The organism is Janthinobacterium sp. GW822-FHT07H11 (assembly GCF_058798615.1).
The window spans coordinates 2,979,453-3,002,380 of the sequence record NZ_CM179507.1 but is presented as its reverse complement, the minus strand read 5'-3'; the positions used below and the strand labels follow the sequence as shown (position 1 = coordinate 3,002,380).

At 60.0% G+C, this 22,928-nt stretch carries 23 protein-coding genes; 4 read left to right on the top strand and 19 right to left on the bottom strand.

Annotation, left to right across the window (positions count from 1 at the left end):
• Positions 1–251: 251 nt before the first annotated feature.
• A protein-coding gene (locus AC3RCJ_RS13475; RefSeq protein ID WP_492958906.1) for an IS3 family transposase occupies positions 252–1,414 on the top strand; the annotation gives its coding sequence in 2 pieces (ribosomal slippage) (positions 252–507 and positions 507–1,414; 1,164 coding nt in all).
• A gap of 3 nt (positions 1,415–1,417) precedes the next feature.
• On the opposite strand, the gene AC3RCJ_RS13470 is transcribed toward AC3RCJ_RS13475, so the two are convergent.
• The 4 genes from AC3RCJ_RS13470 to guaB all read right to left on the bottom strand — a co-directional run bounded on the left by AC3RCJ_RS13470 (position 1,418) and on the right by guaB (position 5,820).
• The gene (locus tag AC3RCJ_RS13470; RefSeq protein WP_492958900.1) at positions 1,418–1,810 is read right to left on the bottom strand and encodes a primase-helicase zinc-binding domain-containing protein; all 393 of its coding nucleotides are present in this window, start codon (positions 1,808–1,810) and stop codon (positions 1,418–1,420) included.
• Complete coding sequence (locus AC3RCJ_RS13465) at positions 1,807–2,268, bottom strand: Arm DNA-binding domain-containing protein (RefSeq protein ID WP_492958898.1); 462 nt, start codon at positions 2,266–2,268, stop codon at positions 1,807–1,809. The genes AC3RCJ_RS13470 and AC3RCJ_RS13465 overlap by 4 nt, the downstream gene beginning before the upstream one ends.
• Before the next feature lie 398 nt (positions 2,269–2,666).
• Entirely contained in the window at positions 2,667–4,277 is a 1,611-nt protein-coding gene (gene guaA / locus AC3RCJ_RS13460) for a glutamine-hydrolyzing GMP synthase (RefSeq protein WP_071324006.1), read from the bottom strand.
• Between the two features lie 82 nt (positions 4,278–4,359).
• Entirely contained in the window at positions 4,360–5,820 is a 1,461-nt protein-coding gene (gene guaB, locus AC3RCJ_RS13455; RefSeq protein WP_492958896.1) for an IMP dehydrogenase, read from the bottom strand.
• 292 nt (positions 5,821–6,112) lie between these two features.
• On the opposite strand from guaB, the gene AC3RCJ_RS13450 reads away from it, so the two are divergent.
• Positions 6,113–6,721: a hypothetical protein gene (locus tag AC3RCJ_RS13450; protein WP_492958894.1), complete on the top strand. Its 609-nt coding sequence runs from the start codon at positions 6,113–6,115 to the stop codon at positions 6,719–6,721.
• Between the two features lie 8 nt (positions 6,722–6,729).
• Here the strand turns inward: AC3RCJ_RS13450 and AC3RCJ_RS13445 are convergent, their stop codons facing one another.
• Positions 6,730–7,029, bottom strand: coding sequence for an RnfH family protein (locus tag AC3RCJ_RS13445; protein ID WP_492958892.1), 300 nt, complete (start codon positions 7,027–7,029; stop codon positions 6,730–6,732).
• Positions 7,022–7,453: a type II toxin-antitoxin system RatA family toxin gene (locus AC3RCJ_RS13440; RefSeq protein WP_035818194.1), complete on the bottom strand. Its 432-nt coding sequence runs from the start codon at positions 7,451–7,453 to the stop codon at positions 7,022–7,024. Before AC3RCJ_RS13440 ends, AC3RCJ_RS13445 begins: the two co-directional genes overlap by 8 nt.
• A 93-nt stretch (positions 7,454–7,546) precedes the next feature.
• Between AC3RCJ_RS13440 and smpB the strand changes: the two genes are divergently transcribed.
• Positions 7,547–7,996: an SsrA-binding protein SmpB gene (gene smpB / locus AC3RCJ_RS13435; RefSeq protein ID WP_492958890.1), complete on the top strand. Its 450-nt coding sequence runs from the start codon at positions 7,547–7,549 to the stop codon at positions 7,994–7,996.
• Positions 7,997–8,300: 304 nt separating this feature from the next.
• Here smpB and AC3RCJ_RS13430 read toward each other — a convergent pair whose 3' ends face one another.
• The 5 genes from AC3RCJ_RS13430 to ppsA form a co-directional block, all read right to left on the bottom strand.
• On the bottom strand, positions 8,301–8,609 hold the full coding sequence (locus tag AC3RCJ_RS13430) for an H-NS histone family protein (RefSeq protein ID WP_492958888.1): 309 nt from the start codon (positions 8,607–8,609) through the stop codon (positions 8,301–8,303).
• A gap of 609 nt (positions 8,610–9,218) precedes the next feature.
• Positions 9,219–10,163 (bottom strand): SPFH domain-containing protein, encoded by a 945-nt coding sequence (locus tag AC3RCJ_RS13425; RefSeq protein WP_492958886.1) that lies wholly within the window; start codon positions 10,161–10,163, stop codon positions 9,219–9,221.
• Positions 10,164–10,178: 15 nt separating this feature from the next.
• Positions 10,179–10,595, bottom strand: coding sequence for an NfeD family protein (locus AC3RCJ_RS13420; RefSeq protein WP_492958884.1), 417 nt, complete (start codon positions 10,593–10,595; stop codon positions 10,179–10,181).
• Positions 10,596–10,791: 196 nt separating this feature from the next.
• Positions 10,792–11,289, bottom strand: a complete 498-nt coding sequence (locus tag AC3RCJ_RS13415; RefSeq protein ID WP_492958882.1) for a Dps family protein — start codon at positions 11,287–11,289, stop codon at positions 10,792–10,794.
• 166 nt (positions 11,290–11,455) lie between these two features.
• Positions 11,456–13,885 (bottom strand): phosphoenolpyruvate synthase, encoded by a 2,430-nt coding sequence (gene ppsA, locus AC3RCJ_RS13410; RefSeq protein ID WP_492958880.1) that lies wholly within the window; start codon positions 13,883–13,885, stop codon positions 11,456–11,458.
• 152 nt (positions 13,886–14,037) lie between these two features.
• Between ppsA and ppsR the strand changes: the two genes are divergently transcribed.
• Complete coding sequence (ppsR, locus tag AC3RCJ_RS13405; protein WP_492958878.1) at positions 14,038–14,886, top strand: posphoenolpyruvate synthetase regulatory kinase/phosphorylase PpsR; 849 nt, start codon at positions 14,038–14,040, stop codon at positions 14,884–14,886.
• A gap of 52 nt (positions 14,887–14,938) precedes the next feature.
• Here ppsR and AC3RCJ_RS13400 read toward each other — a convergent pair whose 3' ends face one another.
• The 8 genes from AC3RCJ_RS13400 to bamA all read right to left on the bottom strand — a co-directional run bounded on the left by AC3RCJ_RS13400 (position 14,939) and on the right by bamA (position 22,864).
• The gene (locus AC3RCJ_RS13400) at positions 14,939–15,721 is read right to left on the bottom strand and encodes a TrmH family RNA methyltransferase (RefSeq protein ID WP_492958876.1); all 783 of its coding nucleotides are present in this window, start codon (positions 15,719–15,721) and stop codon (positions 14,939–14,941) included.
• Complete coding sequence (rnhB, locus tag AC3RCJ_RS13395) at positions 15,718–16,356, bottom strand: ribonuclease HII (protein WP_426055891.1); 639 nt, start codon at positions 16,354–16,356, stop codon at positions 15,718–15,720. Before rnhB ends, AC3RCJ_RS13400 begins: the two co-directional genes overlap by 4 nt.
• A 44-nt stretch (positions 16,357–16,400) precedes the next feature.
• A complete protein-coding gene (lpxB, locus tag AC3RCJ_RS13390) occupies positions 16,401–17,576 on the bottom strand; it encodes a lipid-A-disaccharide synthase (protein ID WP_492958873.1) in 1,176 nt (391 codons plus the stop codon).
• Complete coding sequence (gene lpxA, locus AC3RCJ_RS13385; protein WP_492958871.1) at positions 17,560–18,351, bottom strand: acyl-ACP--UDP-N-acetylglucosamine O-acyltransferase; 792 nt, start codon at positions 18,349–18,351, stop codon at positions 17,560–17,562. Before lpxA ends, lpxB begins: the two co-directional genes overlap by 17 nt.
• Complete coding sequence (gene fabZ / locus AC3RCJ_RS13380) at positions 18,351–18,845, bottom strand: 3-hydroxyacyl-ACP dehydratase FabZ (RefSeq protein ID WP_071077748.1); 495 nt, start codon at positions 18,843–18,845, stop codon at positions 18,351–18,353. The genes lpxA and fabZ overlap by 1 nt, the downstream gene beginning before the upstream one ends.
• A complete protein-coding gene (gene lpxD / locus AC3RCJ_RS13375; RefSeq protein ID WP_492958869.1) occupies positions 18,842–19,897 on the bottom strand; it encodes a UDP-3-O-(3-hydroxymyristoyl)glucosamine N-acyltransferase in 1,056 nt (351 codons plus the stop codon). Before lpxD ends, fabZ begins: the two co-directional genes overlap by 4 nt.
• 61 nt (positions 19,898–19,958) lie before the next feature.
• Complete coding sequence (locus AC3RCJ_RS13370; protein WP_492958867.1) at positions 19,959–20,477, bottom strand: OmpH/Skp family outer membrane protein; 519 nt, start codon at positions 20,475–20,477, stop codon at positions 19,959–19,961.
• A 50-nt stretch (positions 20,478–20,527) separates the two neighbouring features.
• Positions 20,528–22,864: an outer membrane protein assembly factor BamA gene (gene bamA, locus AC3RCJ_RS13365; RefSeq protein ID WP_492958865.1), complete on the bottom strand. Its 2,337-nt coding sequence runs from the start codon at positions 22,862–22,864 to the stop codon at positions 20,528–20,530.
• Positions 22,865–22,928 lie beyond the last annotated feature (64 nt).

Genomic DNA, 22,928 nt, shown 5'->3' with positions numbered 1-22,928 from the left:
CGCGTGTCCGTTCGGCGACCCAACGCATGGGCAGGACCCTGAACCCGGCATGCGCAGCCGCAGCATCTTCAGGGGGGGCTTGGGATCGTGCAGCGTTCGGTCGTCCCATTGGCTGGATGACTGAATCGCCATCAGTAGCTTAGGCTCCCCTGATCCATGGTTCTTGAAGGATGAAAAACCGATGGATTGTAGTGGTTTAATGTACCCGGACACTGATTTAGGCGAGAATGCTCGCCATGGAGAGGTGTTTGATGAGCAAGCAAAGACGTACGTTTTCCCCTGAGTTCAAACAGCAGGCGGCATGCCTGGTACTGGATCAAGGATATAGCCATACGGAGGCAAGCCGGTCGGTCGGCATCGGCGAATCAGTGCTGCGCCGCTGGGTGCAGCAGCTTCAGTTGGAGCGGCAAGGCATCACGCCACAGAGTAAGGCAATGACGCCTGATCAGCAGCGCATACAGGAACTCGAAGCGCGCATTGAGCGTCTCGAGCGGGAGAAGTCCATTTTAAAAAAGGCTACCGCGCTCTTGATGTCGGAAGGGATAGAACGTACGAGGTAATCGATCAGATTTGTGGTGACGAATCAATCGAGTTGATCTGCGCGGTGTTCGACGTAGCACGGTCATGCCTGTATGCATATCGGGAGCGCGCCCGCCACATTGATGTTGAGCGCATGGCATTGCGTAGCCGTGTGCACGAGCTGTTCGTCGAGAGTCGTAGTTCGGCGGGAAGTCGCAGCATTATGGGCATGATGCGCGAGGAAGGCACTGCAATTGGCCGTTTCAAAGTCAGTCGTTTGATGGAGGAATTGAGCCTGGTCTGCAAGCAGCCTGGCAGCCATGCCTATAAGCAGGCCTCTGTGGAGCGGGTCGATATTCCGAACCACCTCAATCGTGAATTTACAGTGGAGGCGCCAAATCAGGTCTGGTGCGGGGACATCACCTATGTCTGGGCGCAAGGCCGATGGTATTGCTTGGCCGTGGTGTTGGACTTGTTCGCGCGCCGCGCGGTGGGCTGGGCATTCTCGCTACGGCCCGACGCTGACCTTGTTGTGCAAGCGCTGGAAATGGCTTACGAGCAGCGAGGTCGACCGCAGGGGCTGCTGTTTCATTCGGATCAAGGTAGCCAGTACGCCAGTCGAAAATTCCGTCAGCGCTTGTGGCGCTATCGGATACGACAGAGTATGAGCCGTCGGGGAAATTATTGGGATAACTCCCCGATGGAACGGCTGTTCCGTAGCGTCAAAACGGAATGGGTGCCGTCAACCGGTTACGTGACGGCACAAGAAGCACAACGGGACATCAGCCATTACCTGATGCACCGGTATAACTGGATACGGCCACATCAGTTCAACCAGGGACTGGCACCGGCCGTCGCCGAAGAAAAACTTAACGTAGTGTCCGGGATGGGTTGACCACTACACTGTCTCGGCCAGAATCCTCCGAATCAGGCCATCGCGTTCTGTACGCGAGTCCTGTGGGAGCGAGATCGGCGCCCTCGGCGCAGTCACGCCAAGATAGCCTTCAACCCTGCTCAGCGCGTCTACAGCACTGAGCCCCAAGTAGCCCATTAGCAATTTAAATCCGCCACCGGCGCCGCAGCCACGGCAAATATAATTGCCGTGGCCAAACTTATTCGTGTATTGAAACCGGTCTGTGCCGCCGCAATCACCCAATGGGCACGGCTGGTTGCGTTGATTGAGCACTTTGGCATCCACGCCCAGCGCCAGCAAAATTTCCGTCCATCGACCAAACGCGCGCTGCTTGACTTGCTGAAAATGCGCGTTGAATTCTTCCTTATTTCTGCTCATGTTGACCTCCCCATGTCAGGTCCCGAAAGAACTGCCTCGGTTCGGGCACGCCACGCGGCGCGTGAACAGCCACCCGTGCTCAATGGCAAAGCCAACTCGCCCCGACAGCAGTTCGTTGAACGTGAGAAATCTCGTTCATCTCTCCGGCCGGCCTCGCTGTGGAAAGGCTCTCCATCGGCCAGCTGATTGCGCGATTGGGCTTTGAGCCGCGACGGGGACTTGCCTTCCGATTGCGCTTTCTTCGCGTCCTGCAGGCGCTCCCTCGCCTCTTGCAAACTCAAGCCACCGGCGCCGTACCGTCCAAGCACCAAGGTTTCGTATCGGCCATTGACGCGGTAGTTATAGCGAAACGAGATCGTGCCACTGGGAAGGACCGTTGCATACATTCCATCACGATCCGGCACCTTGTAGGCTTTTTCAGCTGGTTTCAGATTTTTCAATTTTGTATCGGTCAGCATGGGCACCTCCCATTCGTTCACAAGTCTGTACCGGCACCGGACGCATTTCAAACAATCAATCACTGAGTACGAAAAAAGTGATATCCACCGCCACTCGCGAGGCCCAGATACCCTCGCCCCGACGAGCTTCCCCGGAACCTAAAATTAACCTTAAAATCAATGACTTGGCATAAAAAATACCCTCATTGATACCCTCGCGGTGGAAATGACCAGTAAGAACCAAATGTTAAATATTCCCTACGGCAATTTGAGTCCCCTTAAAAATACCCACAAAAAAGCGTGCTTGGCTCTGCCATGGGTTGCTTGGGTTTGCCAGACAAAATAAAAAAAGCCCCTGAAAAATCAGGGGCTTAGCTGTTTCATTGACCCGGCATTACCTTACGGTGCCGGACGGAAGATTATTCCCACTCGATGGTCGCAGGCGGCTTGCCCGAGATATCGTAGACGACGCGGTTGATGCCGCGCACTTCATTGATGATGCGGTTCGAGACCTTGCCCAGCAAGCTGTGCGGCAGGTGCGCCCAGTGGGCCGTCATGAAGTCCTGCGTCTGTACGGCGCGCAGGGCCACCACGTATTCATAGGTGCGGCCATCGCCCATCACGCCCACCGATTTGACGGGCAGGAAGACGGCGAACGCCTGGCTCGTCGCTTCATACCAGTTCGCTGGCAAGGCGTCCGGATCGACGGCCTGGCCAGCCACGAATTCGTATGGCGTGTTGCGCAGTTCTTCGATGAAGATGGCGTCGGCACGGCGCAGCAGGTCGGCGAATTCTTTCTTGACTTCGCCGAGAATACGCACGCCCAGGCCCGGACCCGGGAAGGGGTGACGGTAGACCATGTCATGCGGCAAGCCCAGGGCCACGCCCAGCTTGCGCACTTCATCCTTGAACAGTTCGCGCAGCGGCTCGAGCAGCTTGAGCTTCATGGTGTCCGGCAAGCCGCCCACGTTGTGGTGGCTCTTGATGGTCTGGCCCTTCTTGCCCTTGCCGGCCGATTCGATGACGTCCGGGTAAATCGTGCCTTGCGCCAGCCACTTGGCATTGACCAGCTTGCCCGACTCGACCTGGAAGACTTCGACGAATTCGCGGCCGATGATCTTGCGCTTCTGCTCAGGATCGGCGACGCCCGCCAGGTGGCCCATGAACTGGTCTTCCGCATCGATGCGGATGACTTTCACGCCCAGGTTCTTGGCGAACATGTCCATCACCATCTTGCCCTCGTCCAGGCGCAGCAGGCCGTGGTCGACGAAGACGCAGGTCAGCTGGTCGCCGATGGCGCGGTGGATCAGCGCTGCCGCGACGGACGAATCGACGCCGCCGGACAGGCCCAGGATGACTTCATCCGTGCCCACTTGCGCGCGGATCTTTTCCACCGCTTCGCTGATGTAGTCGGGCATGTTCCAGTCCGACTTGCAACCGCAGATTTCATGCACGAAACGGCCAATGATGGCCTTGCCCTGCACCGTGTGGGTCACTTCCGGGTGGAATTGCACGCCGTAGAACTGGCGCTCTTCGTCGGCCATGGCGGCGATCGGGCAGCTCGGGGTGTTGCCCATCAGCTTGAAGCCTGGCGGCATGTCCAGCACCTTGTCGCCGTGGCTCATCCACACTTTCAGCATGCCGTGGCCTTCGTCGGTAACGAAGTCAGCGATACCGTTGAGCAACTTGGTGTGGCTGCGGGCGCGCACTTCAGCGTAGCCGAATTCGCGTACCAGGCCGTTTTCCACCTTGCCGCCCAGCTGGGCCGCCATGGTTTGCATGCCGTAGCAGATGCCCAGCACGGGCACGCCGAGCTCGAACACGGCTTGCGGCGCGCGCGGCGAGTCGCCTTCCAGCGTGGAATTGTGGCTGCCCGACAGGATCACGCCAGCGGCGCCATAGTTGCGCACGAATTCATCGCTGACGTCATACGGGAAGACTTCGGAAAACACGCCGGAATCGCGCACGCGGCGGGCGATCAGCTGGGTGACTTGGGAACCGAAATCAAGAATGAGGATTTTAGAATGCATGGTGGGGACTTTATCTGGAGGCTATTGCAAAACCGGCGCCGGGATGTTTCACCCTTGCGCCGGTCTGGACTATCGCTACGGCTTATTCTGAGCGGTAGTTCGGGGCTTCTTTCGTGATCTGCACGTCATGGACATGCGACTCGCGCATGCCGGCCGAGGTGATTTCCACGAATTCCGCCTTTTCGCGCAGTTCGTCGATGGTGGCGCAACCGCAGTAACCCATCGATTGACGCACGCCGCCCACCAGTTGGAAGATGATCGCCAGCACGCTGCCCTTGTAGGCGACGCGGCCTTCGATACCTTCAGGCACGAACTTGTCGGCCTTCATGGTGGCGTCCTGGAAATAACGGTCAGCCGACCCATCGGACATCGCGCCCAGCGAACCCATGCCGCGGTACGATTTGTAGCTGCGGCCCTGGTACAGGATCACTTCGCCCGGCGCTTCTTCCGTACCGGCAAACATGGAACCCATCATCACGGTGGACGCGCCAGCGGCCAGCGCTTTCGAAATGTCGCCCGAGAAGCGGATGCCGCCGTCGGCGATACATGGCACGCCCGTGCCTTCGAGTGCTTCAGCCACGTTCGAGATGGCCGTGATTTGCGGCACGCCCACGCCAGCGACGATACGCGTGGTGCAGATCGAGCCGGGACCGATGCCGACCTTGACCGCATCGGCGCCGTACTCCACCAGCGCCTTGGCGGCGGCGGCGGTAGCGATGTTGCCGCCGATCACTTCCACTTGCGGATACTTGGTCTTGATCCACTTCACGCGGTCGAGGATGCCTTGCGAGTGGCCGTGGGCCGTGTCGACCACCAGCACGTCGACGCCGGCGGCGACCAGCAGGTCGATGCGCTCTTCATCCTTGGCGCCCACGCCGACGGCAGCGCCGACGAGCAGCTTGCCCTGGCTGTCTTTCGACGCGAACGGGTGGGAAGTCGACTTCTGGATATCCTTGACGGTGATCAAGCCGCGCAGCTCAAATGCGTCGTTGACGACCAGCACGCGCTCGAGGCGGTGCTTGTTCATCAGGCGCTTGGCTTCGGCCGTATCGGCACCTTCCTTGACATACACAAGCTTGTCGCGCGGCGTCATCTTGGCGGAAGCTTCCGCATCGAGTTCCTGCTCAAAGCGCAAGTCGCGGTTGGTGATGATGCCGACCACTTCCTTGCCCTTGACGACAGGGAAGCCGCTGATGCCATACTGTTCCGTCAAGGCGATCACGTCGCGGATTTTCATGTCCGGCGGAATCGTGATCGGATCGCGCAGTACGCCTGCTTCGAAACGTTTCACGCGAGCTACTTCGCGCGCCTGGTCCTTCGGATTCAAATTCTTGTGAATGATGCCGATGCCGCCTTCCTGGGCCATCGCAATTGCGAGACGGGCTTCCGTCACCGTATCCATGGCTGCGGACAGCAAGGGAATATTCAGGGTGATGTTGCGGGTCAGGCGAGTTTTGAGGGACGTATCGGCGGGCAGAACGTTGGAGTAGGCTGGGACGAGCAGCACGTCATCGAATGTGAGTGCTTTTTGAAGTAGACGCATAGCATTTCCTATTGGCGCAAAAGCAGATTATACAGAAATTTTCATTTCTTTGCTTAAACCATCTCAAGGCGCCGCAGACATAGGAGAAATGCCGTCACGACCCTAGGCCCAATACCTGGAAGTGCATGGAAAAGCCTGTGTTTTCGCCCTCGTTTCGCCCAGATGGCCAGGCTCCGCCTGCCCTCGCGCCCTCCCACTGGCGCGACAATTCGTTAGATTCCTGATTGATCATTTTATCTATAATTCTTGCCGATCGCCGGCCGAAGCGGCACCGCACCAGGAAGACATGCACATGCAAATCAAACTGAACTTCATTAACCGTTCCAGCGCAACCAACAACCCGCGCCTCGCCATCTTCCAGCAAAGCAATGGCGGCGCCTCCGGCGAACCGGGCGCCCTGGCCTGGCGGATGATCGGCAGCCGTGCCATCGATGACCCAGGACCGCTCCTGCTTCCGCTGCAGGCGCAGGCTGGCGGCCTTGGCGCCGACTACCCGCCGCAATGGGGCGCCGCCGCCCGCAACATGGATCTGGAAATGGATATGGATATGGATGCAATCCTGAGGCGCAACCGCGACGCCATCGAGGCCGCCGAAGCGCGCGGGAACAGGCAAGCGGAACCGGGCAACGCCAGCCTCGACAGCAATGCAATGGCGCCGGTCGCGACAACAACGGCAGAGCCACTCCAGGACGCCGTGTCCGCATCCGCGCCGACCATCCGGATAAGTGCCGTGTCGACAATGCCTGCCGGCGAAGCCATGGCCCCGGCCCCGCTCTCGCCGGTCGACACGGAACTGTCCCTGCTGGGCATTGCCAGCGCCGACGTCGTCATCACGGGCGGCGGCTGCGGCCCATCGTCGACGCCGATTTCATTTCATCTTGAAAATATCGTGCGGGTCTAGCCGCCCGCTCACGCCTTGGCCGGCTTGCTGCCTGCGCGACGCCGGCGCGCCTCTTTCGGGTCTGCCTGCAGGGGGCGGTACACTTCCACCCGGTCATGCTCGCGCAAGACCGTATCGAGCGGCTTTTTCTTGCCATAGATACCGACCATATTCACGCTCAGGTCGATGCCGGGCACCGCCTGCAACAAGCCGCTGAGCGCCAGGGCCTGCTCCAGCGTGGTGCCGACGGGTACGCTCAGGGAGCGCAGGAAAGCCTGTTCCGGCAGCGCGGCGTGGCACACCTGCACCTCGATGCACGCCTCAGCCATACACCGTCTCCGCGCGCTTGCAGAAGGAATCGACCATGCTGTTGGCGATCATGCCGAACACGGGGCCGATGATCTGTTCGAGCACGCGGCTGGAAAACTCGTAATGCAGGTCCAGTTCGATCTTGCAGGCGTCTTCGCGCAGGGCCTTGAAGGTCCACACGCCGTCGAGGGTCTTGAAAGGGCCGTCCACCAGCTTCATCTTGATGGACGTCGGGGGCACGTTCTCGTTGGATGTGGTGAAGCTTTGGCGCACGCCGTGGTAATGTATGCCCACGCTGGCGACAACCGTGTTCTCGCCCCGCTCGCGAATCTCGACCGCACCGCACCAGGGCAGGAATTTGGGATAATCCTCCACCGCCGCCACCAGCGCGAACATTTGTTCGGCGCTATAGCCGAGAAAAACTGATTTATGTACTACTGCCATTGAAGAACCATTTGCTATGATGTTGGATACATTTGATTTTATCGCGCTTGCGCGAGACAGTAGTTTAACCGACCCGCGCACATTTACCATCTCATGACCATAGCAGACAACAGAAAAGCCTTCCACGACTACTTCATCGAGGATCGCTACGAAGCGGGCATCGTACTGGAAGGCTGGGAAGTCAAAGCCATCCGCGACGCCCGCGTACAAATCAAGGAAGCCTACGTCGTCGTCCGCGGCGATGAACTCTTCCTGTTCGGCGCGCATATCAGCGCCCTGCCGACCGCCTCCACCCATATCCACCCGGAAGCCGTGCGCACGCGCAAGCTGCTGCTGCACCGCGCGGAAATGGATAAACTGATCGGCAAGGTGGAACGCTCCGGCTATACCTTGGTGCCGCTCAACCTGCATTACAAGGGCGGCCGCGTGAAATGCGAAATCGGCCTGGCCAAAGGCAAGAAGCAGCACGACAAGCGGGCCGCGGAACGCGATCGCGATGGCGCACGCGAAGTCCAGGCGGCAATGAAGATACACCGCCGCTGATATCGGACCCGCGCGCCAGGTGCGCGGCAATCTCAAGCAGCCCGGCTATATGCCGGGTTTTATTTTGCCGATTGCAGACGGCAAATGGGCATATCAGCGAGCCATACCATGGAACAGGGGAAGCAAGGAAGAAAAACAGGCATGACCAGAAACGCCATACAGATATGCATGGGTATGCATGCGGGCCAGGGATAGCCAATGGCAGGAAGAAAAGGAAGTTCCGGATGCTTGCATGCTGCTCTGTACCACACCTGTGCTACGACACAGGACAAGCATCCGAATGAACGGTATTAAAGCCTCGGCATTAAACCTTCAGCAGATCACGCGACTTGCCCGCATCGGTCCATTCCTTGACCCATTTCGGTTGACGGCCACGGCCAGTCCATTGCTGAGTCGGATCATCTGGATTGCGATAACGCACCGCCACGGTACCGGTTTTTGCACGAATGCCCGTGCCCACCAGGTCTTTTACGGAAACGCCGACGCTCTGGGCGATCGCCAGGATTTGCTCGCGCGCCTTGGACAAATCATCTTGCTCGCGTTTTTTCATTTGCTTCTTGATGTCGTCCTGCAGCGTACGCAGTTCGGACAGGGATAAGCTGGACAGATCCATGATATTTCCTTTGTGTGAGTTGAACAATATAACTGAACAGTCAAATTCTATCCAATTGTAACGCGGCTGAGGTGATTTTTTTTAAGATTTGAATGTTTTTTACAATTCTTTTACCTGAAATCGCACTTCCCCATGCCCCTGCGAGGGCGCCGGCGCAAATTCGGGAAGATGGCGCAAGCCATACATTGCCAGCAAAGGCCAATCACCGAAGCCGGCCATGATTCAACCAGCCAACACCGGCATGCCTTTAATTCTGCAGCACTTTTTGTTTCATTGCAATTTATAGTAATTGTAAATGGCAATTCAAAGCACATGCGGACAGCATACTATTCGCCATTTAGAAGAGGCTAGAGGAAAAACAAATACAGGACACTGCCTATTCATGTGGCGCATAAGCAACCAGCTCTACCGTATTGAAAAGTCCGGGCAAACGCCGTTCATCCGCACGATATTAAAAGCACGCGTAGCATAACATAAAGAAAAAGAAATGCCTGATACCGCTGGCAGCCTGCATTCCGCAGAAAAATGCCAGTCGCAGGTTTTTATGCCCCAAATGCAAACCGCCCGCGAAAGGCGGGCGGCACCGGCTATTGCATAGCTAGTCAATCATCAGGGAATGGCCACGCCACTTTTCGGTTTCTGGGTTTTCACCACCTGCATGGCGGTGGCAATCAATCCGCTCATGTCGCCCAGATTGGCCGGCACGATAATCGAATTGTTTGCCTTTGCCAGTTGCGCAAAGGCGCTCACGTATTGCTCGGCCACTTTCAGGCTGACGGCATCCTCGCCGCCGGGCTCGCGGATGGCCGCCCCCACCTGGCGCAGCGCTTCGGCGCTGGCTTGCGCCAGTGCCACGATGGCCGTGGCCTGGCCTTCGGCACGGTTGATCGAGGCCTGCTTCTCGCCTTCCGATCGGGCGATGTTCGCTTCGCGCTCGCCGCTGGCGATATTGATCTGCTCCTGCTTGCGCCCTTCCGATGCGGCGATCAGTGCGCGCTTTTCGCGTTCCGCCGTAATCTGCGCCTGCATCGCATGCAGGATTTCCTTGGGTGGCGTCAAATCCTTGATTTCATAGCGCAGCACCTTCACGCCCCAATTGGCGGCCGATTCATCGATGGCATTCACGATGGCCGTATTGATGTGGTCACGTTCCTCGAATGTCTTGTCAAGTTCCATCTTGCCGATCACGGAACGCAAGGTCGTTTGCGCCAGTTGCGTAATGGCGGCGATATAGTTCGACGAACCATACGACGCGCGCATGGCATCGGTAATCTGGAAATACAGAATCCCGTCGACCTGCAATTGGGTATTGTCGCGCGTAATGCACACCTGCGGCGGTACATCGAGCGGAATTTCCTTGAGCACATGCTTATAGGCGATGCGGTCGACAAAAGGCACGACGATATTCAGGCCCGGACCCAATACCGCATGGAATTTACCCAGGCGTTCGACGACCCATGCATGCTGCTGCGGCACGACATTGACCGTCTTGAAAACAAATACCAGGGCCAGCAATAACAAGATCAACGATACGCTTCCGATGCTTACTTCCATAATCTACTCTCCAGGTTATCCAACAATCAAACGGCTGCCACGCACGGCACGTATGGTGTAATGACCGGCCTGCGTATCGCTTCCCGGAATCAATTCCACGTCCCACAAGGCGCCGCGATACATGACGCGCGCCACCCCATCGACCCAGTGCGCCACCGCCACGCTTTGGCCGATATCGAGATTCACATTCGGATCCTGGGCCGCATCGCGCCGCGCCGCCTTGCCAAAACGGCTGCGCCGCAATAGCAGGGTGGCGACGACGCCGACAATGGCGGCAACGGCGGCTTGCCCGCTGCCATTCGCGCCAGCCAGCGCCACCAATCCGCCCGCGCCCATGCCGATGGCGATCATCAGCAAATAAAACGTTCCCGTAAACAATTCCAGGATCAATACCGCGCCAGCCGCCACAAACCAGCCCACCCATTCAGCCATGATGCCTCCACCCATTTGAATCCAAAAAAACAAAAACCCCGCAGCCTATATAAGCGACGGGGTTTAATGCACTGCCTTGCCTGATATTGTTCCTGCCACACACCTATATACAGGCAGTCTAACGCAATTCCTGATGACGTCAATAGCAAGCAGGCGATTTAATGCCGCAGGCAATACCTCAGGACGGACGGCATTTTTATTCTTCGAGCAGGCTGCGCAGCATCCACGCCGTTTTCTCATGCACATCCAGGCGCTGCGTAATCAGGTCGGCCGTGGGCTGGTCATTGGCTTTTTCCAGCAGCGGAAACAAGCGGCGTGCCGTGCGCGCGGTCGCTTCCTGCGCCGCCACCAGATGGCTGACCATCTCCAGCGCGGGCGGCACGCCGTCGATTTCCTTGATCGAGGCGAGCTTGACAAATTCCTTGTAGGTTCCTGGCGCAGGATAACCGAGGGCGCGGATGCGCTCGGCGATCAGGTCCAGCGCGCCCCACTGCTCCGTGTACTGCGTCATGAACATCTGGTGCAAGGTATTGAACATCGGTCCCTTGACGTTCCAGTGGAAGTTATGCGTCATCAGGTACAGGGTATAGCTGTCGGCCAGCAGGCCGGACAGGCCTTCCGCGATCTTCGCGCGGTCCGCCTCGGAAATGCCGATATCGATCTTTGCGGCTTTGGTCGGTTTCTTGCTTGCCATGTGAACTCCCGTCAATGTGTTGGTGGAATCATTTTAGCTGATCTTGCGCTACCTCATCATTCAGGTGTGCGCGCCGCCCGCCATCGGCTTGATGCGGAAGGCATAGCCATAAAAAAACCCGCTGCCAGTGAGCGGCAGCGGGTTTTTCAAGGGCGCGGAAGCGAGCTTACGCTTTCAGCGCCGCCAGCTTTTGCCAGGTGTCGATCACCGAGTCGGGATTCAGGGACATCGATTCGATGCCCTGCTCCATCAGCCAGACGGCGAAGTCCGGGTGATCCGAAGGACCTTGGCCGCAGATGCCGATGTACTTGCCGCGTGCCAGGCAAGCCTTGATGGCCAGGGCCAGCAGGGCTTTCACGGCAGGATCGCGCTCGTCGAAGTCGGCGGCCAGCAATTCCATGCCGGAATCGCGGTCCAGGCCCAGGGTCAGCTGGGTCAGGTCGTTCGAACCGATCGAGAAGCCGTCGAAATAATCGAGGAACTGGTCGGCCAGGATGGCGTTCGACGGCACTTCGCACATCATGATGACGCGCAAGTCGTTTTCGCCACGCTTCAGGCCGTTTTTCGCCAGCAGGTCGATGACTTTCTCGGCCTGGCCCAGGGTACGCACGAATGGCACCATGATTTCCACGTTCGTCAGGCCCATGTCGTTGCGCACGCGCTTCATCGCTTCGCATTCCATGTTGAACGCTTCGGAGAAGTCGGCCGACAGGTAGCGTGCGGCGCCGCGGAAGCCCAGCATCGGGTTTTCCTCGTCCGGCTCGTAGCGCGAACCGCCGATCAGCTTCTTGTACTCGTTCGACTTGAAATCGGACAGGCGCACGATGACTTTCTTCGGCCAGAACGCGGCGGCGATGGTGGCGATGCCTTCGGCCAGCTTGTCGATATAGAACGCTTTCGGCGAAGCGTGGCCGCGCGCCACCGATTCCACGGCCTTTTTCAGGTCGGCATCGATGTTCGGGTATTCGAGGATCGCGCGTGGATGCACACCAATATTGTTATTGATGATGAATTCCAGGCGCGCCAGGCCCACGCCGGCGTTCGGCACGGACTGGAAGTCGAACGCCAGCTGCGGATTGCCCACGTTGAGCATGATCTTGGTATCGAGCTTCGGCAATTCGCCGCGCGACACTTCCGACACTTCCGTTTCCAGCAGGCCATCATAGATCTTGCCTTCATCGCCTTCGGAGCAGACGACGGTGACAAACGTGCCGTCTTTGAGCACGTCGGTCGCATCGCCGCAGCCGACCACGGCCGGCACGCCGAGTTCACGGGCAATAATTGCTGCGTGGCAAGTGCGGCCGCCACGGTTGGTAACGATGGCCGAAGCGCGCTTCATGACCGGCTCCCAGTTCGGGTCCGTCATGTCGGCAACGAGCACGTCGCCTGGCTGCACGCGCTCCATGTCGGCCGGGTCGTGAATCACGCGCACGGGGCCGGCGCCGATCTTCTGGCCGATGGCGCGGCCGGACGTCAGCACGGTGCCGGTGCTCTTCAGCTTGAAGCGTTCCTGCACGTCGGTCGCCTTTTGCTGCGACTTGACGGTCTCTGGACGCGCCTGCAGGATGTACAGCTTGCCGTCGCGGCCATCCTTGCCCCACTCGATGTCCATCGGACGGCCGTAGTGGTTTTCGATGATGACGGCGTATTTCGCCAGTTCCACCACTTCGCTGTCGTTGAGCGAATAGCGGTTGCGCATTTCGACGGGCACGTCGACGGTTTTCACGGAACGGCCGGCTTTCGCTTCGTTCGTAAATTCCATTTTCAGCAGCTTCGAGCCGATGTTGCGGCGGATTACAGGCGACTTGCCTTTTTCCAGCATCGGCTTGTGCACATAGAATTCGTCGGGATTGACGGCGCCCTGCACCACGGTCTCGCCCAGGCCATAGCTGGACGTGACGAAGACCACGTCCTTGAAGCCCGATTCGGTGTCGATGGTAAACATCACGCCGGCAGCGCCCAGGTCCGAGCGCACCATGCGCTGCACGCCAGCGGACAGCGCCACTTCGGCGTGGGTGAAGCCCTTGTGCACGCGATACGAGATGGCGCGGTCGTTGTACAGCGAGGCGAACACCTGCTTCATGGCGTCGAGCACGTTGTCGATGCCGACCACGTTCAGGAAAGTTTCTTGCTGGCCGGCAAAAGATGCGTCCGGCAAATCTTCCGCCGTGGCCGACGAGCGCACGGCAAACGACATTTCGGTATCGGAATCAGCGACGAGCTTGGCGTAGAATTGATCGATCTCGGCAGCCAGACGCGGCTGGAATGGCGTTTCCACGATCCATTGCCGGATCTCGGCGCCCGCTTGCGCCAGGGCGCGCACGTCGTCGATGTTCAAGCCTTCCAGGCGCTGCGCGATGCGCTCGGCCAATGGCAAGCCGCCATTCGCGCCATACGAAAGGAAATCGCGGAATGCCTGTGCCGTGGTGGCGAAGCCGCCGGGCACGCGCACGCCGGCTTCGGCCAGCTGGCTGATCATTTCGCCCAGGGAGGCGTTCTTGCCGCCGACGGATTCGACATCCGTCATGCGCAAATGCTCGAACGAAGCGACGTACACCGCGTCCTGGTCTTTCTCCTGCGATACTGCGTTGGTCATAATGACACCCTTACTGATGATAGAAATCTTTACGCGAGGCGCACAGACAGTCTTCTTGTTATTCTTGGCGTCGTGCAGCACAATCATACCGTTACAGCCATTTTACCTTGTGCGGCGCAAATTGACGACGCACAATCTTGATCCGAAGACCAATGACACAAGAACCACGCCCCCCCCTGCCCTCCGCGGCCCGCACCGTTTTCTTTGTTTCGGACGGTACCGGCATCACCGCCGAGACCTTCGGCCACTCGGTGCTGACGCAGTTTGAACTGCGCTTCCGCCAGATCCGCCTGCCCTTCATCGACACCATGGACAAGGCATATGAGGCGGCGCGCAAGATCAACGAGGCGTTTGCCGCCGACGGCCAGCGCCCCATCATCTTCTCGACCCTGGTCAAGAGCGATCTGTCGGCCGTGATCCGCAAGTCCAGCGGCATGCACATGGACCTGATCCAAACCTTCGTCGCCCCGCTGGAGCAGGAGCTGGGCGTGATGTCCACCCATACCATCGGCCGTTCGCACAACATCGTCGACAGCGAGGAATACAAGAACCGCATCGAGGCGATCAATTACTCGCTGGCGCACGACGACGGACAGTCGCACAAGAACCTGTCGTCGGCCGATGTCATTCTGGTGGGTGTTTCGCGCTCTGGCAAGACCCCGACCAGCTTGTACCTGGCCATGCAATACGGCATCAAAGCGGCCAATTACCCGCTGATTCCCGACGATTTCGAGCGCGAGAAGCTGCCTTCGGCCCTGCTCGTATTTAAGAATAAAATTTTCGGATTGAGCATTACGCCCGAACGTTTGTCGGAAATACGCAACGAAAGACGGGCTGGCAGCAAGTATGCGGCCCTTGAAAATTGCCGCTACGAAGTCAATGAGGCGGAAAAAATGATGCGGCGCGAAGGCATCCGCTGGCTTTCCTCGACCACCAAGTCGATCGAGGAGATCTCCACCACGATCCTGCAAGAGATCAAGCCGAACCGCCGCGAATACTGATTCGGGCAGCCGGAAAAAAAACGGGGCCATGGCGGCCCCGTTGCATTTCCCGCTACTGGTTCTGCCGCAGTTGCTCGAAGAAGCAGACGGCGGCGCAGGCGGCCACGTTCAGCGACTCGATCTGGCCCTGGTGGGGAATCACCACCTGGTGCGTCGCCATCGACAATAAGTCGTCGGCCACGCCCTGCCCTTCGTGGCCGAACAGCCAGGCGACGGGCTGGCGCAGGTCGACGTCATACAGGCGCCGGGTGGCATAGCCGCTGGTGGCGAGCGTCGCCACCTTGGCGCCGGCGACCAGCGCCGCCAGGTCGACGTTTTCAAAGATCTCGAGCACGAAATGCGCGCCCATTGCCGCGCGCAGCACTTTCGGCGACCAGCAGAAGGCCGTGCCGGCGCTGCAGTACACCTGCGTGATGCCGGCTGCGGCCGCGCTGCGCAGGATGGAGCCGACATTGCCCGGGTCTTGCAGGTTATCGAGCAGCACCGCCGACACGCTCAGGGGCTGCGTGACGGCCCGTTCGGGCGTCTCGATGAGGAACATCACGCCCACGCCGTGCTCGACCTGGCTCACCGCGTGGTACAGCGCGTCGGGCAAGCCCAGCACGTGCGCGCGCTGGCTTTCCAGCTGGCCGACGATGTCCGCCACCTCGGGGTTCTGCAAGGCGCTTTCGCTGACGATGCACTGCTCCGGCGTGCCGCGCAGCTGCAGGTACGACTGGCACAGGTGCACGCCGTCGAGCAAGGTACGGCCCGACTTGCGGCGCGCCTGCGAACTGCCCGCCAGTTTCAGCAGCTCCTTGTATTGCGCGTTGTCGCGCGAGGTGATCGTCTTCATGCCACCACCTCTTGTCCACCGAACAGGGCGATCACGTTGCGCACGGGCGCGAACGAGCGGCGGTGCACGGGAGAGGCGCCGTGCAGGTGCAGGCGCTCCAGGTGCAGCTTGGTGCCATAGCCCTTGTGCTGGTCGAAGCAGTACTCGGGATAGGCCGCATGCAGGTGCACGAGGGCCGCGTCGCGCGCCGTCTTGGCCAGGATAGAGGCGGCGGAAATCGAATCGACCTTGTCGTCGCCGCCGATGATGGCCATGCCGCGTATCGGCATCACGGGGCAGCGGTTGCCGTCGATCAGGGCCAGTGTCGGCACGGTACTCAAAGCCTCGACGGCGCGGCGCATGGCCAGCATCGATGCCTGCAGGATGTTCAGGCGGTCGATTTCCTCTTCCGACGCTTCCGCGATGGCCCAGGCCAGGGCCTTGGCCTTGATCTGCGGCGCCAGCAGGTCCCGTTTGGCTTCGGTGAGCTTTTTCGAGTCGCGCAAGCCGTCGATGGGCTGGTTCGGGTCGAGGATCACGGCGGCGGCGAACACGGGGCCGGCCAGCGGACCGCGCCCTGCCTCGTCGACGCCGCAGATGATTTCATCGAGCGAGAATGGCAAGTCGTCAAACAGGCCGGGATAGATATTTTTCACGTTGAATCTTTGGTTGGTAATGCGCTTGAAGCGGTGATCGGGATTTACTTGCGGTGGGCGGCGATGACCTGCATCACCGCATTCGCGCTTTCCTGCGCGCTGTCGCGCAGCAGGCTGAGATGCATGTCCGTAAAACGCTGCACCAGGCGCAAGCGGCCCGGCACGTCGCTCAGCTGCTGCCACATGGCGTCGGCCAGCGCTTGCGGGCTGGCCGCGTTCTGCAGCAGTTCGGGCACCAGATAGTCGCGCGCCAGGATATTCGGCAAGCCTATCCACGGCTGGTAGCCCATGTGGCGCATGATTTCCCACGAGGCGCGCATCATCTTGTAGGCGATGACCATGGGCTTCTTGTACAGCGCCACTTCCAGCGAGGCCGTGCCGGATGCCACCAGCACCGCATCGGCGGCACAGATGGCCGTGTGCGAGCCGCCGTCGGTGAGCAGGATCTCGACGTCCTGCAGGCCCGCTTCGGCAATCAGCTGCAGGAAGTACTGGCGCTGCTTTTCGCCGGCCATGGGCGCGACGAAACGCAAGGAGCGGTCGCGCGCCAGCAGCAGCTTGCAGGCGCCGACAAAGGCCACCGCATTGTATTTGAGTTCGCCCATGCGGCTGCCCGGCATCAGGGTCACGACATTCGCGTCTTCCGGCAAGCCCAGGACACGGCGCGCGGCCGCTTCGTCGGGCTGCAGCGGGATCATCTCGGCCAGCGGATGGCCGACGTAGGTGACGGGCACGCCCGCCTTGCGGTAGATTTCTTCCTCGAACGGGAAGATCACCAGCATGTGCGAGACGGCCTTGATGATTTTCTTGATGCGCCCGCCGCGCCAGGCCCAGATCTGCGGCCCGATGTAGTGCACGGTGGGGATGCCCCCTTCCTTCAGCTGCTGCTCCAGTCCCAGGTTGAAGCCGGGATAGTCGGCGCCGATGAAGACGGCGGGCCGCTCGGCCAGCAACTGGTCGCGCAGCGCATTCTGGATGCCCTTGATTTCACGGTAGCGGGGAATGATCTCGAACAGGCCGCGCACGGTCAGCTTGTCCAGCGGCCAGTCCGAAACAAAGCCCTGTTTGGCCATGTGCTCGCCGCCGATGCCGTGGAAGCGGGCGCCGGGCAGCTGCGGCACCAGGCCGGACAGCAGCCGGCTGGCCAGCAAATCGCCCGACACCTCGCCGGCGACGATGGCGACCGACAGGTCGCTGCTCCGGTCAGCGGACGATGCCACGCGACGCCACGCCAAGGAATTCGCGCATGGCGCGAATGTGTTGCGCCACCTCGGGCGGTGATGCCGCTTCTTCTTCGAACAGGGCTGCCTTGGCTTCTTCCAGGGTCAGTCCCGAGCGATAGATCAGTTTATATGCGGTGCGGATGCCGTTGATCTGCTCGCGCGTAAAACCGCGACGCTTCAGGCCTTCGATATTCACGCCATGGGCGGCGGCCGGATTGCCGTTCAGGAGCACGAATGGCGGCACGTCCTGCGTCAGGCTGGTGCTCATGCCGACGAAGGCGTGCGCGCCGATCTTGCAGAACTGGTGCACATTGGCGAAGCCGCTCATGATGACCCAGTCGCCGATTTCCACATGACCCGCCAGCTGGGCGTTGTTCGAAAAGATCGTGTGGCTACCCACCTGGCAGTCATGCGCCAGGTGCACATAGGCCGAGATCCAGTTGTCATGGCCCAGGCGCGTCACGCCGCCGCCCTGCACGGTGCCCGTGTTGAAGGTGCAAAATTCACGGATGGTGTTGCGGTCGCCGATTTCCAGGCGCGTCGCCTCGCCCGCCCATTTCTTGTCCTGCGGCTGCGCGCCGATGGACGAGAACTGGAACAGATGATTGTCCGTGCCTATCGTCGTATGGCCTTCGATCACAACATGGGGGCCGACCTTGGTGCCGGCGCCGATGCGCACATGAGGGCCGATGATGGAATACGGGCCCACTTCGACCGAGCTGTCGAGCTCAGCCCGGGGATCGATGACCGCCGTGGAGTGGATGGCCGCCATCACTGCCCCGCTGGCTGGCTCGCAGATTGGCTCGCATCCTGCGCGCTGCGGATGGTGCACATCAGTTCCGCTTCCAGCGCAACCTTGCCGTCGACCGAGCCGACCGCCTTGTACTTCCAGATGCCGCGCGAGACGCGCAGGATTTCCACATCCATCTTCAGCTGGTCGCCCGGCTCGACGGGACGCTTGAAGCGCGCATTGTCGATGCCGACAAAGTACACCACGGAATTCTCGTCCGGTTTCACGCCCATCGACAGGAACGACAGCAAGGCCGCCGTCTGCGCCAGTGCTTCGATCATCAATACGCCGGGCATGACTGGTTTATGCGGGAAGTGGCCCTGGAAGAACTCTTCGTTGACCGTCACGTTCTTGATGGCGGTGATGGTCTTGTTCGCTTCCCAGTCCAGCACGCGGTCCACCAGCAGCAGCGGGTAGCGGTGCGGCAGCAGCGATTTGATGGCCAGGATGTCGAGGGTCTTTTTTTCAGTAGTCATTTTTCGTCTTGCGTGGTCAGTGTTTTCATTGTTTTTTCAAGCGCGCGGATCTTCTCGCGCATGCTTGACAGGTTGCGCACGATGGCGGCGCTCTTTTCCCAGTCGGCGTTCTTGGCCAGCGGATAAAAACCCGTGTACTGGCCAGGCTCCGCGATCGAGCGCGACACCATGCTGCCCGAACCGACGTGGACGCGGTCGGCGATCGTCAAATGACCGAGCACCATGGCGGCGCCGCCAAAGGTGCAGTATTTGCCGATGATGGCGCTGCCGGCCACGCCGACGCAGCCGGCCATGGCCGTGTGCGCGCCGATATGGCAGTTGTGGCCGATCTGGATCTGGTTGTCCAGCTTGACGCCATCCTCGATGATGGTGTCGGCCAGTGCGCCACGGTCGATGGTGGTGTTGGCGCCGATATCGACATCGTCACCGATCACCACCCTGCCCGTCTGCGGAATCTTGATGTACACGCCGCCTTCGTTGGCGAAGCCGAATCCGTCGGTGCCGATCACGGCGCCCGAATGGATGATGCCGCGCTGGCCGATCACGCAGCGCGCGTGGAAAGTCACGTTGGCGAACAGCTCGGTGCCGGCACCGATGACGGCGTCGCGGCCCACCACGCAGCCGGGACCGATGACGCAGCCGGCGCCAATCACGGCGCCCGCCTCGATCACGGCGTTGGCGCCGATGGAAGCGCTGGCGTCGACCTGCGCGCCCGCATCGACCACGGCGCTCGGGTGAATGCCCGCTGGCGCCTTGATTTCATGCAGGGCGGCGAAAAATTGCGCCGCGCGCGCGAAATACACATAGGGATTCGGTGTGACGATGCGCGCGCCGGCGTATTCAACGCCGATCAGCGCGTCGTCGGCCGGCGTGAGGATCAGCGCAGCGGCGCCGCTGCTGGCGGCCTGCGCGCGGAATTTGCTGTTGCTGAGAAAGCTGATGTGCGAAGCGCCGGCGTCGGCCAGCGGCGCGATCCCTGAAACTTCCAGATTGGGATCGCCCGCCAACTGTCCGCCGAAGCGTTCGACCAATTCTCCTAGTCGAGTGCCCATCTGATTACCTTTATAAGTACGCCTGCCAGCGCATGCACCGGCAGGCTTAAAACCATTTCGATTACTTGTCCAGCGCCTTCAGGACCTTGTCGGTGATGTCGATGCGCGGACTGGCCCACAGGGCTTCCTGCAGCACGATGTCATATCCTTCGATATGCGCCATCTGCTGGATGATGGTGTTGGCTTTTTCCGCGATGGCGCTGCGCTCTTCGTTCGTGCGCTGGCTCAAGTCTTCGCGGAACTCGCGCTGGCGGCGCTGCAGTTCCTTGTCCAGCTCGAAAAACTCGCGCTGGCGCTTGGCGCGCTCCGCCTCGCTCAGGGTCGGCATGTCCTTTTCCAGCGCCTCGTTGGCCACCTTGAAGCGGCTGGCCAGTTCCTGCACGGCTTTTTCGCGCGTGCGGAATTCCTCCGCCAGCTTGGCGCTGGCCAGCTTGGCCAGCCTCGATTCGTTATAGATACGTTCGCTGCTGATCCAGGCGATCTTCGACTCCTGAGCCTGCGCCTGCACCGGCAACAGCGAACTCCAGCACAATGCGATCACGGCAAGGGACTTGGGCAGGGTAGCGGATGCGGTGTTCATGATACTCCATGGTCAAAAAGTGAAAGCTGGCGCCAGGTACAGATGGCCGGTCAGAAACCCGTGCCCATCTGGAACTGGAAGCGCTCCAGGCGGTCCGTCGGCTTGGCATTCAGCGGCTTGGCATAGCTCAGCTTGAGCGGGCCCACCGGTGAAATCCAGCTGATCCCCAAGCCAGCAGAATAGCGCAATTGCGAGATCCGCATTTTTTCGCCTTCCTGGTACACCTGGCCGCCGTCGAGGAAACCGAACCAGCGCAGGCTGCGGTCATTGCCCGAACCGGGGAATGGCATCTGCAGCTCCGCGTTGCCGATCAGGCGCGACGCGCCGCCCAGGGCGTCATTGGTATTCGGCTCGACCGCACCCAGCGAGGAACTCAGGTAGCCGCGCACCGAACCGATGCCGCCGCCGTAGAAGTTCTTGAAGACCGGATAGACGTGCTTGCCGATACCATGACCGTAGTCGAGCTCGCCCTTCAGCGCCAGGGTCACCTTGCTGAACAAGGGACGGAAATACTGGTGCTCATAGATGGCGCGGAAATATTTCTGGTTACCGATCAAGTCCGCTTCCAGGTTGACGCGCTGGTAGCGGCCGATCGATGGCGTCAGGGCGCTGTCGCGGCTGTCGCGCTGCCATGCCGCCGTCAGCGGGATGGCGTTGGTGGTAGCTGAACCGATACCATCGGACGGGCCGCCATTGTCGATCACGTACTGGCGGAAGCGCAGCGGGCTGGTCTGATCGGTCTCGATGCGCGAACGCTCGGCACCGATACCGAAGAAGACGGTATCGACTTCCGAGAACGGCACGCCAAAGCTGACGCGGCCACCGGTCTGCTTGATCTTGTAGCTGCCGATGTTCAGCGCCGGCGGTTCCGTGGTGCGCAGATACACTTCGAAGCTGCGCGAAATGCCGTCGTCCGTGAAGTACGGATTGGTTTGCGAGAACGCGATGGTGCGGCTGTAATGGCTGGTATTGAGTTCGATACCGACCGTGTTGCCGCTGCCGGCGAAGTTAGCCTGCGAAATCGAGGCCGACAGCGTGAATTTTTCCGACTGCGAAAACGCGCCGCCGATCAGGAAGTTACCGGTCGGTTTTTCCACCACCGTCACATTCACGTCGACCTGGTCGTTCGTGCCCTGCGCTTCGGGCGTGTCGATGGTCACGTCCTTGAAGTAGCCGAGGCGGTCGACACGGTCGCGCGACAGTTTGATCTTGTTGCTGTCGTACCAGGACGATTCGAACTGGCGGAATTCGCGGCGGATGACTTCGTCGCGCGTCGTCGTGTTGCCGGCAATATTCATGTGGCGCACATACACGCGCTTGCCCGGATCGATGAAGAAGGTAAATGCCACTTCATGCTTTTCGCGGTTGATTTCCGGATTCGCATTGACGTTGGCGAACGCATAGCCGAAGGTGGCCAGGCGATCCTGGATGCGCTTGTTGGTGGCGGTCAGGCGCGCGCCGGAATAGATGTCGCCATCGCGCATCAGGTTCAAGGCCTTCAGTTCTTCCTCGCGGCCGAACATCTCGCCTTCGAACTTGGTGCCGGCGATCTTGTACTTCTCGCCTTCGGTGATATTGATCGTCAGGTAGATGTCTTTTTTATCGGGCGTGATCGACACCTGGGTCGAATCGACCTGCATCTCGATGTAGCCGCGGTCCAGGTAGAAGGACTTGAGCGACTCGATATCGCCCGTCAGTTTGGTCTTCGAATACTGGTCCGCCTTGGTGTACCAGCTGAACCAGCCGCCCGTGTTCAAGGCCAGCTGCTCGCGCAGCTCCTTGTCCGAGAAAGCCTTGTTGCCGACGATATTGATCTGCTTGATGCGGGCCACGTCGCCCTCGTCGACGGCAAACACCACGTTGACGCGGTTGCGCTCGATCGGCGTGACGGTGGTGGTGATCTTCACGCCGTACAGGCCATGCGACAGGTATTGGCGCTTGAGTTCCTGTTCCGCGCGGTCGACGGAAGCCTTGTCGAAGATCTTGGCCTCGCCCACGCCAATTTCCTTCAATGCCTTGACCAGCACGTCCTTTTCAAATTCCTTGGTGCCGGTAAATTCCACCGAAGCGATGGCCGGACGTTCCTCGACCAGCACCACCAGCACGTCGCCATCGACTTCCAGGCGTACATCCTTGAAGAAACCCGTCGCGTACAGGGCCTTGATGGCGGCAATGCTCTTCTCGTCGGAGAACGTTTCGCCGACGCGCACCGGCAGGTAGCTGAAGACAGTGCCCGCTTCGGTACGCTGGATCCCTTCGACCCGGATATCCTTGACAGTAAACGGCTGGACGGCCAGCGCGTGGCCGGCACAGAAGGCCATGACGGCGGCGCCGATCAGGCTGCGGCGAAAGGAAGGCAAGGCAAAACGAGCAGAATGTAATTTCATTGGGGTTATTCAATGGGTAAATCAATGGACAACATACACAAAAGATTGCTTGTGCGGCTCACTC

Excerpts from the sequence above, each read along its gene's own strand:
- AC3RCJ_RS13470 (WP_492958900.1), bottom strand. The coding sequence starts at position 1,810 with ATGAGCAGAAATAAGGAAGAATTCAACGCGCATTTTCAGCAAGTCAAG.
- AC3RCJ_RS13465 (WP_492958898.1), bottom strand. The coding sequence starts at position 2,268 with ATGCTGACCGATACAAAATTGAAAAATCTGAAACCAGCTGAAAAAGCC.
- guaA (WP_071324006.1), bottom strand. The coding sequence starts at position 4,277 with ATGCATTCTAAAATCCTCATTCTTGATTTCGGTTCCCAAGTCACCCAG.
- guaB (WP_492958896.1), bottom strand. The coding sequence starts at position 5,820 with ATGCGTCTACTTCAAAAAGCACTCACATTCGATGACGTGCTGCTCGTC.
- AC3RCJ_RS13450 (WP_492958894.1), top strand. The coding sequence starts at position 6,113 with ATGCAAATCAAACTGAACTTCATTAACCGTTCCAGCGCAACCAACAAC.
- AC3RCJ_RS13445 (WP_492958892.1), bottom strand. The coding sequence starts at position 7,029 with ATGGCTGAGGCGTGCATCGAGGTGCAGGTGTGCCACGCCGCGCTGCCG.
- AC3RCJ_RS13440 (WP_035818194.1), bottom strand. The coding sequence starts at position 7,453 with ATGGCAGTAGTACATAAATCAGTTTTTCTCGGCTATAGCGCCGAACAA.
- smpB (WP_492958890.1), top strand. The coding sequence starts at position 7,547 with ATGACCATAGCAGACAACAGAAAAGCCTTCCACGACTACTTCATCGAG.
- AC3RCJ_RS13430 (WP_492958888.1), bottom strand. The coding sequence starts at position 8,609 with ATGGATCTGTCCAGCTTATCCCTGTCCGAACTGCGTACGCTGCAGGAC.
- AC3RCJ_RS13425 (WP_492958886.1), bottom strand. The coding sequence starts at position 10,163 with ATGGAAGTAAGCATCGGAAGCGTATCGTTGATCTTGTTATTGCTGGCC.
- AC3RCJ_RS13420 (WP_492958884.1), bottom strand. The coding sequence starts at position 10,595 with ATGGCTGAATGGGTGGGCTGGTTTGTGGCGGCTGGCGCGGTATTGATC.
- AC3RCJ_RS13415 (WP_492958882.1), bottom strand. The coding sequence starts at position 11,289 with ATGGCAAGCAAGAAACCGACCAAAGCCGCAAAGATCGATATCGGCATT.
- ppsA (WP_492958880.1), bottom strand. The coding sequence starts at position 13,885 with ATGACCAACGCAGTATCGCAGGAGAAAGACCAGGACGCGGTGTACGTC.
- ppsR (WP_492958878.1), top strand. The coding sequence starts at position 14,038 with ATGACACAAGAACCACGCCCCCCCCTGCCCTCCGCGGCCCGCACCGTT.
- AC3RCJ_RS13400 (WP_492958876.1), bottom strand. The coding sequence starts at position 15,721 with ATGAAGACGATCACCTCGCGCGACAACGCGCAATACAAGGAGCTGCTG.
- lpxA (WP_492958871.1), bottom strand. The coding sequence starts at position 18,351 with ATGGCGGCCATCCACTCCACGGCGGTCATCGATCCCCGGGCTGAGCTC.
- fabZ (WP_071077748.1), bottom strand. The coding sequence starts at position 18,845 with ATGACTACTGAAAAAAAGACCCTCGACATCCTGGCCATCAAATCGCTG.
- lpxD (WP_492958869.1), bottom strand. The coding sequence starts at position 19,897 with ATGGGCACTCGACTAGGAGAATTGGTCGAACGCTTCGGCGGACAGTTG.
- AC3RCJ_RS13370 (WP_492958867.1), bottom strand. The coding sequence starts at position 20,477 with ATGAACACCGCATCCGCTACCCTGCCCAAGTCCCTTGCCGTGATCGCA.
- bamA (WP_492958865.1), bottom strand. The coding sequence starts at position 22,864 with ATGAAATTACATTCTGCTCGTTTTGCCTTGCCTTCCTTTCGCCGCAGC.